General features: G+C 58.7%; 14 protein-coding genes. 4 read left to right on the forward strand and 10 right to left on the reverse strand.

The genetic code is table 11. From position 1 onward, the window contains the following. Positions 1-2: 2 nt before the first annotated feature. Positions 3-1,619, reverse strand: a complete 1,617-nt coding sequence (locus ACFDSS_RS00450) for a DUF2334 domain-containing protein (RefSeq protein WP_375253776.1) — start codon at positions 1,617-1,619, stop codon at positions 3-5. A 69-nt stretch (positions 1,620-1,688) separates the two neighbouring features. Here ACFDSS_RS00450 and ACFDSS_RS00455 point away from each other — a divergent pair, with 69 nt between their 5' ends. Next, complete coding sequence (locus ACFDSS_RS00455; RefSeq protein ID WP_375253777.1) at positions 1,689-1,859, forward strand: hypothetical protein; 171 nt, start codon at positions 1,689-1,691, stop codon at positions 1,857-1,859. Between the two features lie 38 nt (positions 1,860-1,897). Here ACFDSS_RS00455 and nagA read toward each other — a convergent pair whose 3' ends face one another. Genes nagA through ACFDSS_RS00470 form a run of 3 tightly spaced genes read right to left on the reverse strand, consistent with a single transcriptional unit; the run spans position 1,898 to position 4,980 of the window. Then, positions 1,898-3,028 carry an N-acetylglucosamine-6-phosphate deacetylase gene (nagA, locus tag ACFDSS_RS00460; protein WP_375253778.1) on the reverse strand — a complete coding sequence of 377 codons (1,131 nt, stop codon included), beginning with the start codon at positions 3,026-3,028 and terminating at the stop codon, positions 1,898-1,900. Beyond that, positions 3,025-4,053, reverse strand: coding sequence for an SIS domain-containing protein (locus tag ACFDSS_RS00465; RefSeq protein WP_375253779.1), 1,029 nt, complete (start codon positions 4,051-4,053; stop codon positions 3,025-3,027). The genes nagA and ACFDSS_RS00465 overlap by 4 nt, the downstream gene beginning before the upstream one ends. 33 nt (positions 4,054-4,086) lie before the next feature. Beyond that, positions 4,087-4,980 (reverse strand): BadF/BadG/BcrA/BcrD ATPase family protein, encoded by an 894-nt coding sequence (locus ACFDSS_RS00470; RefSeq protein ID WP_375253780.1) that lies wholly within the window; start codon positions 4,978-4,980, stop codon positions 4,087-4,089. 137 nt (positions 4,981-5,117) lie between these two features. Here ACFDSS_RS00470 and ACFDSS_RS00475 point away from each other — a divergent pair, with 137 nt between their 5' ends. The 3 genes from ACFDSS_RS00475 to ACFDSS_RS00485 all read left to right on the forward strand — a co-directional run bounded on the left by ACFDSS_RS00475 (position 5,118) and on the right by ACFDSS_RS00485 (position 7,576). After that, positions 5,118-6,011: an N-acetylmuramic acid 6-phosphate etherase gene (locus ACFDSS_RS00475; RefSeq protein WP_375253781.1), complete on the forward strand. Its 894-nt coding sequence runs from the start codon at positions 5,118-5,120 to the stop codon at positions 6,009-6,011. A 224-nt stretch (positions 6,012-6,235) separates the two neighbouring features. Next, positions 6,236-6,901, forward strand: coding sequence for a L,D-transpeptidase (locus ACFDSS_RS00480; protein ID WP_375253782.1), 666 nt, complete (start codon positions 6,236-6,238; stop codon positions 6,899-6,901). Between the two features lie 168 nt (positions 6,902-7,069). Next, positions 7,070-7,576 (forward strand): murein L,D-transpeptidase family protein, encoded by a 507-nt coding sequence (locus ACFDSS_RS00485; protein ID WP_375253783.1) that lies wholly within the window; start codon positions 7,070-7,072, stop codon positions 7,574-7,576. A gap of 145 nt (positions 7,577-7,721) precedes the next feature. Here ACFDSS_RS00485 and ACFDSS_RS00490 read toward each other — a convergent pair whose 3' ends face one another. From ACFDSS_RS00490 to ACFDSS_RS00515, 6 genes are all read right to left on the reverse strand, one after another. Next, positions 7,722-7,844: a zinc-binding dehydrogenase gene (locus ACFDSS_RS00490; RefSeq protein WP_375253784.1), complete on the reverse strand. Its 123-nt coding sequence runs from the start codon at positions 7,842-7,844 to the stop codon at positions 7,722-7,724. Next, entirely contained in the window at positions 7,814-8,020 is a 207-nt protein-coding gene (locus ACFDSS_RS00495) for a hypothetical protein (protein ID WP_375253791.1), read from the reverse strand. The genes ACFDSS_RS00490 and ACFDSS_RS00495 overlap by 31 nt, the downstream gene beginning before the upstream one ends. After that, positions 8,010-8,513, reverse strand: coding sequence for a hypothetical protein (locus ACFDSS_RS00500; protein ID WP_375253785.1), 504 nt, complete (start codon positions 8,511-8,513; stop codon positions 8,010-8,012). Before ACFDSS_RS00500 ends, ACFDSS_RS00495 begins: the two co-directional genes overlap by 11 nt. Further along, positions 8,506-8,655, reverse strand: a complete 150-nt coding sequence (locus ACFDSS_RS00505; protein ID WP_375253786.1) for a hypothetical protein — start codon at positions 8,653-8,655, stop codon at positions 8,506-8,508. Before ACFDSS_RS00505 ends, ACFDSS_RS00500 begins: the two co-directional genes overlap by 8 nt. A gap of 43 nt (positions 8,656-8,698) precedes the next feature. Beyond that, on the reverse strand, positions 8,699-8,980 hold the full coding sequence (locus ACFDSS_RS00510) for a hypothetical protein (RefSeq protein ID WP_375253787.1): 282 nt from the start codon (positions 8,978-8,980) through the stop codon (positions 8,699-8,701). Between the two features lie 43 nt (positions 8,981-9,023). Then, positions 9,024-9,527 (reverse strand): 3-keto-5-aminohexanoate cleavage protein (locus ACFDSS_RS00515; RefSeq protein WP_375253788.1); only part of this gene is annotated, 504 nt, incomplete at its 5' end.

Here is a 9,527-nt window from a genome sequence, read left to right on the forward strand (position 1 = left end):
GCCTAGCGCGCGGCTGCCAGTTCCCCGCAGGCAGAGGCAAAACGATAGTTCAGGCGCGCGACCCCATCGACAAGGCGTTCAAGATCATCTTCGCGACCCTCTGCATTACGCATGAACGGGTGATAGAACACGATCACGACCGGATCGGGCAGGATACCGGCGACCTCTTCCATTTTGTTGAGGATAAGATCGACACTTAGAGGTTCATCATAGGCGACATATCCAACGTCAGATGGCCCATAGGCCATCCCCGCGCGCTGCGTGAACCAGGGCAGAAAAAGGTCGCCGCGTTCGCCGCCATAGCTGAGTGGTTGATGCAGGATCAGCGGGAACATTTCTTCTGCGACCGCGATCTGTGCGGGCGCCATCGTGTAATGCGGCGCTTCAAAGACCATCGCAGGGGAAAGATGTTGTGCAATCACCGCTCGCCCGGCCAAAAGCCGCTCTTGCGCAAAAGCAGCGGCGCCTTCAACGCCAAGGGTTTCTTCGTCATCATCGAAGAATTCCCATCCGCAACCCGTTTCCGCACAGTCCGCGTTTCGCGGGTCTGGCCGGAAATGCCGGTATCCGTGCAGCACAATTTCCACCGCATCGGGGTGGTTCAGGGCAAGGCTCACGACGTCGCGCGCAGCACCTATGTCTGCAAGGACAGGTTCATCCGGCAAACCGTTGCTCTGATCGACATCCTGAGGAATGATCCCCAGATGCATGAAGGCCCCGCGCTCCAAAAGGAAATCTGTGACGTCGGTGAAGACCGTTGTCTCAGGTGGATAGTTGGTCGCGCTGATATCTTCGAGCCGCAAAAGTACCCTGCGATCTGGTACACGTGGGCCAAAAAGCCGTGCAACGCTGTCTACCGCCGCAACAAAGGGCAGTTGGCCGCGGTTGTTTGCGTATGGAAGAAAGCCAACGTATGCGAGTTGGTCGCGATGCAGGACAATGGGGCTTTTCAGGACGGGATGCTGGGCCAAAACCTCGCCCAGCTCCGCCATTTCAAGGGTTAGCGGGCGCGCCAAGACCAGCGAGTCGGTCGGCATGGAAACGCCATTATAGGTGATCTCTTTGGGGTCATCTTGCAGTGAGATCGCTTCGCTGGGTGCAAATTGCAGCCCGAGCGCGTCCGCGAATTGTTCGCCTCCTGTGCCGATCCAGGCGATGGGGAGGTCCCGCGCGCCTGCGTCGGATAAGGCCTGCCGGACGTTGGCGGCATCGTCGAACGGCCCGTTTCCGATCACGACGACAGCGTCAGCGCCTTCAAGCAGGACCGGATCGTAATGCGCCGGGGCAATCATCCTGACGTTGCTGTTCAGATAGGACGCAAGTGCCTCCTGAAAGGCCGACAAACCGAGGTTGTTTTCTGCGCTGACGCGGGCCGGCAACAGCAGAATGGTTTTTTGCGGAATCATGGGGGTGAGCGCGGTACATTGCGAGGGTGGATCACCGTACCATTCCGGCGCACCATCGGCATTGGTGGACAGCGCTGTCTGCGCATAGGCCGACGCGAACATCGCAGTCCAAAGCACGACCGCTGACAGAGCTTTCATCGAAGTGGCGCCGGTTTTACGCAACCATGCGCAGCACAGACGCAGCGCGGTTGATGCACCGGTAGTCTGCGCCAAGGTGTTGGTCCGCTGCAAGATACCATTCTCCCGTCTTCGTTGTTTCACCGATGCGCAAAGGCTCCGATAATGCAAAAACGCGGCAAAAAAGGCGAGAATCGCGCAGATGCCGCTCTGGTTTGTAGACCAGCGTGGCCATTTGATAGCAGCCAAATGGATCGCAATATTGATAATAATCAACGACATGCCGCAACCGGCGCGAAAACCTCATTACAGGCAGCCATGACCGCAGACACCTGATGCGATGGGATGCTTGGTCCTGTGAAACGATCTTATTGCTATAGTGCGCGGACATTCCCGTAGCTATCGTCCAGCCAGATGGCGTTGGCCTTGGCGCTCTTGGCAAGACGGCCATAGCCGAATGCAGTGTTCAAGACCTGCGCGGGCACTGTCGTGGCCATCCTGAAAGCATCCGTTTTTGTCAGGCCAACCTGCTTCACCATCACGCAAAGAGCCCGGCCGAATGCCAAGTCTGCCCCCGCCAGTGTTCCGTCCTCAAGGGTCAACCGCCCGTTGCGGCGCAAGACCCGGCGCCCGTTGAGATCAAATTCGGTGATCGCCGAACCTGCCGTCGCCATTGCATCCGTGACAAGAAAAATTGCGCCGGGGTCAGTTTTCGCATCCAGCGCGACGGCCATGCTGGCCGGATGAACGTGAATGCCGTCTGCAATCAGGCCAGCCGACACGCCTTTGGTGCGCAATGCCGCACCGACGAGCCCGGGCTCCCGGCTGCCCATCTGGCGCATGGCGTTGAATAAATGCGTCACGCAGCGGGCACCGGCATCAAAGGCAGCCACCGCCTCGGCCATGCTGCAATCCGTGTGACCGAGCGACACAATCACCCCCGCTTCTGCCAATCGCCGGATCTGCGCGCGCGTCACGTTTTCGGGCGCAACGGTGACCATGACATTTGCCAATCGCCGGGCCGCCTGCACAAGAAATTCCTCGTCCGCCTGATCCATCTTGCGGATCAATGCGGGATCATGCGCGCCTTTGCGTGCATTCGACAGGTGCGGCCCCTCAAGGTGGATCCCGATGATGCCCGGCACCTGCGCGGCAATCGCCTTTTCAACGGCATCGACGGCGGCGCGGGTCCGTTCGGGGGTGTCCGTAATCAATGTCGGAAGCAGCGCGCGCGTGCCCGTCGCGGCATGCGCTTTGGCGATCGCAACCAGACCATCAAGTGACGTTTCATCGTTAAACATCACGCCACCGCCACCGTTGACCTGGAGGTCAACGAACCCCGGCAGAACCGTTCCACCCGTCAGTGTCGTCACTTCGCAGTCGACCGGCAGGTCATCGGGGTCACAAATGCCCGCAACCGCTGTCCCGTCAAGCAGCAACGCCTTGCCGTCGTGAAGCCCTGTGCCGTCGAAAATCCCGGCTCCGAGATAGGCGCGCTTTTTCATATCGTTTCCGTGACCTTTCTGAGGTGGCGTGGGGCATCCGGGTTCATCCCGCGGGCCCGGGCGACCCGTTCGACCATCGCGTAAAAAGACACGATGATGGAAATCGGGTCAGTGAGGGGATGGCCGGTTCTTGCGACGGGCAGTCTTTGCGCAGCATCCGCGCGATCAGAGGTGACGAAAACCCTTGCTCCCTTGGCCGCAAGCGCGTCGGCCACCGCCACAACAGAGCTTTCAGCCGCATCATGGGCGGCAAAAGCCAGCACGGAAAATCCGCGATCAACAATTGACACAGGACCGTGCAGAACCTCCGCTGAAGAATAGGATTCGGCGTGAAGCTGGCTGGTTTCCTTGAATTTCAGGGCCGCCTCATGCGAAATGGCCAGCGCTGGGCCACGCCCAAGGCAAAACAGCGAATGGCTTCCTGCAAGCTCTTGTGCGAGCAACCCCCAGTCTACTTTTGTCGCCTGCTCCAGCGCATCCGGCAAAGCATGGATCGCCTTTCGCAGATCCGTGTCCTGCTGCCATTCAGCAAGCAGCCAGACCGCTGCGACCACGGAGTTCACGAAGGTTTTCGTTGCTGCCACGCTTGTTTCAACCCCGGCGTGAAGCACAAGAGAATGTTCGCTGACCTGCGCCAGATCGCTCTCGGCATTGTTGGTCAGCGCAAGGCTCAAAGCACCTTGCGCCGCGGCCATCTTTGCAATGCGCACGATATCGGGGCTTTTGCCTGATTGGGAGATCGCAAGGCACGCTGCCTCGGTCAGTTTGAGTTTGCGGCCGTAGATCGAAGCGATTGACGGCCCGACGGACGCGACGGGAATGCCAGTCATGAGTTCGCTGACATATTTGAAATACAGTGCGGCATGGTCGGATGATCCACGCGCGGCAGAAATCATAAAGGCGGGGTCTTTGTCCCGCAGCGCCGCAGATGCTTTGCCTATGGCATCTGCCCCCGTGCCAAGCAGTGCTTCAACCGCTTGCGGGATTTCGAGTATCTCGCGGCGCATGTGGGTTTGGGGCGACATGCTATTCCTCCTCAAGCCTGATTTTGATAATCGTCATGTCGTTTTTCCGATTTCTTCATGGGCTTGTCTGGCCAGCGCCAACGCCCCCTCCAGGGCGGTTCCCCTTGGTGCCCGAATGCGTGCGCGGAAGTGGTCTGCAATATAGTCTGCGTAATGCGGACCGACGCCGCCTGACAAATACAATGGATCGGCCGGACCGGGATCCGCCGCGCCAAGGCAGGCATTCAGATAGTCCGCGCCGCGTTGCATCAACGCTGTCGCGTTCGCGTCGCCGGCACGGGCCCCGTCAACCACAAGCCGCGCATGTGCCGCGAAATCACCGGGTGTCGCGCGCGCGGCGAATGCGATCATCGCGGGCAGTGTGCCATGATATTGCGCCAAGAGCGTTCTGGTCAGGTCCGAGTGCCCCGCAAGCCCGTCATGCGCAAGAACGGTGCGTCGAAGTGCCTCTCGACCCAGCCAGGCCCCGGAAGCCTGATCCCCCAGTTGCAGGCCCCAGCCGCCAAAGGACCGCGCCCCCGTGGCCAGCCGCGCGGCAATCAGCGATCCGGTGCCAATTGCGGCAAGAATGCCAAACCCGCCCCCCAATGCACCCTCAAGAGAGGTCATGCGATCATCAGATACCACAGCGTGTCCAAACGGCATCGCAGCCGCAACCACCTTCGCATCATCATCGGACATGACACCGGCCAGACCAACGTGGCCGACGCTTCTCTCAAGAATGTCAGCCGAAATGGCATGATCCCGCGCCAGCTTCGCAATCGCGCCGCGCACATTCGCGATGGTTTGATCCTTGTCGCTGGCGAAATTCGCCGGACCGCCTTTGGTCTCTCCGATCAGCTGCCCGGAAATGTCGCGCGCCGCCACGCGGCATCCGGTGCCACCGCCATCGACACCAAAAAGAATATGACTAATGCATGTATCCACTGGAAACCTTTTAGATATGCTGGGGATAGACCGAAGCCAATCGTATACCAATAATCCAGAACCTTTGCGAATTCTGCCCGTGTCAGTCTGATTTGCAAGGATTGGTCGACAAAAGATAGATTTCAAGAGAGGCCATAATGTCCGCACCGCCACAGAAAGTCACCCATCCGGTCGATACGCTTGCCCCCAAGGTCGCCCTGTCAGCCATGCTTGCGTCCCATGCGGCGGCCGTGGCGGTTGCGGGTGATGCGCTGGAACCCATTGCCAAGGGTGCCCGCCTGATGGCGAACGGGGTCGCGCGTGGTGCGCGCCTGCATTTTGCTGCGGCGGGTAGCTCTGGTTTGATGGCACTTGCCGATGCCTGTGAATTGCACGGGACATTCGGCATTGCCTCATCGCAGATCGCAATCCACATGGCCGGGGGTGTTCCTGTCGATGGTATCATTCCCGGCGAAACCGATGACAACACGGAGGATGCGATCCGCGATGCGTCATCGCTTGCGCCCGAGGACGTCGCCATTGTTGTCAGCGCCAGCGGCACAACACCCTATGCCATTGCATTCGCACAAACCGCCCGTGCCAGAGGTGGCAGGGTGATCGGCATTGCCAATGTGGCGGGGTCTGCTCTTTTGGACCTGGCAGATGTCGCCGTTGCGCTGCCGACCCAGCCGGAAATCCTTGCGGGGTCAACGCGGCTGGGTGCCGGAACGGTCCAGAAGGTCGCCCTGAATATGATGTCCACCCAGATGGGCATTCTACTTGGGCATGTGCATGACGGGCTGATGGTCAATTTCAGGCCCGAAAACACCAAGTTGCGCAAACGGGCGGTGGATATCGTGCGGCAAATCTCTGCCGCAAGTCAGTCTGAAGCTGAACGCGCGCTGCAAGACACTGATTGCCGGACAAAGGCGGCGGTACTGGTCGCCCGCGGCATCCCGAAAGAAACGGCGCTGGCGCTTTTGGATCGACACAAAGGGCGGCTTCGGGCCTGTCTGGCGGACCCTGACGCGATAGTTGCGAAAAAAGGCTGATCTCAATTCGATGTGGTATCAAAAGCAGGGTAGGTGGCTGCGCGTGGTGCCTTTTTCGGCGCCTAGGGCAAAAAACCTGCCGTTTCTTTCATGCCCGGCGCACAATTATGCGTGATCGCAGGGATTTTCCCTTGAACCTCCCGTAGGGGTAGGCTGTACCTGCTCAACTGTGGACGCTGTCATCGGCGCCCGCGCCTGCACGTGACCACGGAGACAAATTGATAATGCTTACGAGACGCCATTTCATTGCAACCAGCACAGCGCTGTTTTCGACGCCGATTGCAAACGCCGCCTTCGCAAGCACTTGGCCGGGTCCTGCGCAACGGGCCGCTTGGGATGCGGAAGTGACCCCGCTGGATTTCGATCTCGAGACAACGAACCCCTGGGGGCTGCCCCCGCGCTTGATGCCGCAGCGGGTTGAGGCGCGTGAGGATCTCAAGGTGGGTGATATTCATGTCGATGCCATTGCCAGATACCTCTATCATATCGAATTTGGTGGAACCGCGATGCGTTACGGCGTGGCAATCGGAGAGGGTAATCTTTACGAGCCCGGCACGTATGTCATGCAACGAAAGGTCGAGTGGCCACATTGGACGCCGACCCAGTCCATGATCGAACGCGAGCCGTGGACCTATGAAAAATATGCAGATGGCGTGGAGCCGGGCCCGACAAATGCGCTTGGTTCGCGTGCGATCTATCTTTATCTGAATGGCCGGGATACGTATCTGCGAATTCATGGCACGCCTAGTCCACGGTCAATCGGCAGCCGTGCAAGCTCTGGATGCGTGCGCATGGTGATGGCGCATATCAATGTGATGTATCCAAAGGTACAAACAGGCGCGACCGCGTATCTTTATCCAGCCGAAGACAGTCTCGCGCCTCACAGCTAGGGACGGACGGCCTTTTTTGTAAATCACACGTGCATGATCCCGCTGCCGACTAAGGCAGGACCGAATTGGCATAAGGCCCCTTGAACGGGAACATTGATCGGGCAGTCGGCTTCGGTTATCACTGACTTATAGCAGACCTCGAAAAAAATGGGGCATTGAGCAGTGACGATGGGCAAATTTCCAAGAAGATTCGTTCTTTTGGGCGGTGTGACCGCCTTTCTGTCGGGATGTGCAGGCAAATTTCGGGCCTATAACGGGCCAGAGGTAACACGTGTTCGTCTCTACAAATCGGGACGACGGCTGGTACTGGATGGTGCGGAAGGCGTGTTGCGCACCTATCCGGTCGGACTTGGATTCGCGCCGGTTGGGCATAAGCAATTTGAAGGGGACGGACGCACGCCCGAAGGCGCTTATCGCATCGACCGGCGAAACCCGAACAGCCTCTTCCATTTGTCTATCGGGATCTCATACCCCAACGCAGCAGACCGGGCCTTTGCGCGGGCCCAGGGCAAGTCGCCGGGCGGGGATATCTTTATCCATGGCGGGCCACGGCGCGGCATTGACCCCGTCAACAAACGGGACTGGACTGCTGGGTGTATCGCCGTCACGGACCGGCAAATAGAAGATGTCTATGCAATGGTCCGCGATGGAACGCCGATAGACATTTACGCCTGACGACCAAGGGCCGGCGGCCGCTATTCGGGGTTGGCGCCTTGTGGCAACAGTGGTACCTGCCGTTAAAGTGGCTATCGCCCTGCACCGGAAACGAAAATCTGCACATTCTTTGCAGTTGCGTTGGCTGTCATCGCGATTGCTTGTCTCACATCAATATCACAACGCTGCCGCGCTTGTGGCCAGCGGCAACATAGGCATGGGCGTCCCTGATTTCGGAAAGCGGATAGGTCCGGTCGATCAAGGGAGAGAAGGCCCCGGTTTCAGCCACTGCGACGCCCGCTCTGCGTTGTCAGTGACCGCGGCAGAGTTGAATTTTTTGGGGTGGGTGACAAAACCAACCAGCAGCATGATTGGAAACCGCAGGAAACGCAGGCCGGACCCAATGCGTTTGAGCGATTGAACAGTTGGAGTGGTTTGCCCCGGTCCATCTGTTTCAGCTCTCAAAGCCGTTTTGTCCTCCTTTTGTTGCAAGCTGCCCTTCTTTCAGCAATGCCCGCAGCCCCCAAACACCCCACAAGGTGATGATGGGCAGAACGATCCAATACGCGATCGGACTGCCGAGCATCCAACCTTCTGCGTCCTGGGCTGAAACAACCGCTGCCAGACAAACGACGGGCCAGTAAACAGTAATGCCGAGCGCCGCTGCAAAGGCGATTTGCCCCCACTGCCGCCGTAGAAAGTGTCCGACCAGTCCCGCGAACAAAAGCGGTGCATAGGTTACCAGATCCCCAAAGGCGAACCCCTTGAAAAAGGCGACGCCGACCTCCGTGATTTGTCCGGCGGACTCCTGTGTGCCCATCTGCACACCGCGTTCATAGTTGAAAGCGGGGATAAGCTGCGCGTATGTCAGGTAGGCCAGGAGCAACCATCCGGTGCCCTGCAGCACCCACCAACTGCCGCTTCGGGGTATCTGCGAATTGCCGCGCATTTCAGACACGCACCAGATCAGCGTGACCAAAGCCCCGCCGGCAATCGAGAGCAGAAATCAAGATCGAAACACTGCGAAAATTCGCAAGTTCGACGCTGTCATCGGTTTCATCAATGATGAAAATAATCTGGGCCTTCAGGGATGCGCCCATGGTTGAAACCTCCGTTATGATCGTCAGGTACAACACGACCAGATCACAAAGCGCGAAAGCGTGATTGACCAAAGTCAATTGCGGTCTGTTCTGCTACGAAAGACCAGCGCCGCGCTCCGACAAATGGTTGATAAGGGATGCGGGCAGTGATGACAGGAAGATAAAACCCCACCGCCCGCATCAGCGGCAGTGCCCGGGCAAATGCGCCTGAAAACGACAGAAACCGTGGCGCTCGTGCACGGGCCAGCGCGACGATAAGGCTGGTATTCAATCGTGCCATTTCCTGTGAGAGACCGGACTGACAAAAATCAACCGGGTCAGACATCTGCGGCTTTTGATTGGACCCGATTGCCATTGCGAAGATAATCCTAGGCGTGCAGCCCCAGAATTTCGCGTGCTTGCGCAGTTGTCGCCACAGGCCTGCCATAGCGCGCGCAAATCTCTGCTGTGCGGCTCACAAGGGCTGCGTTGGATGGGGCGAGCCTGTGTTTGTCCCAACGCACGTTGTCTTCCAGTCCAGTGCGGGTGTGACCCCCAGCGGCAATGGCCCATTCGCTGACCATGACTTGCCCGGCGCCCACGCCCGCCGCGCACCATTGTGCGGTGGGGGCAATCCGGTTCACTGTCTTGACGTAGAAGTCAAATGTTTCGCGGTCGACCGGCATTGCGTTTCTGACACCCATCACGAATTGGATGTAAAGGTCACCGGGGATACGCCCGTCGCGGTTCATGGCGGCGGCTTGATGGATGTGGGACAGATCAAAGGCCTCAATTTCCGGCTTGATCTTGTATTTGCGCATCTCGGAGGCGAGCCATTCAATAAGCTCCGGCGGGTTCTCATAGACGCGGGTGGGAAAGTTGTTCGATCCGAC

Origin of the sequence: Yoonia sp. (genome assembly GCF_042093035.1) — a bacterium.
Lineage (GTDB): Bacteria > Pseudomonadota > Alphaproteobacteria > Rhodobacterales > Rhodobacteraceae > Yoonia.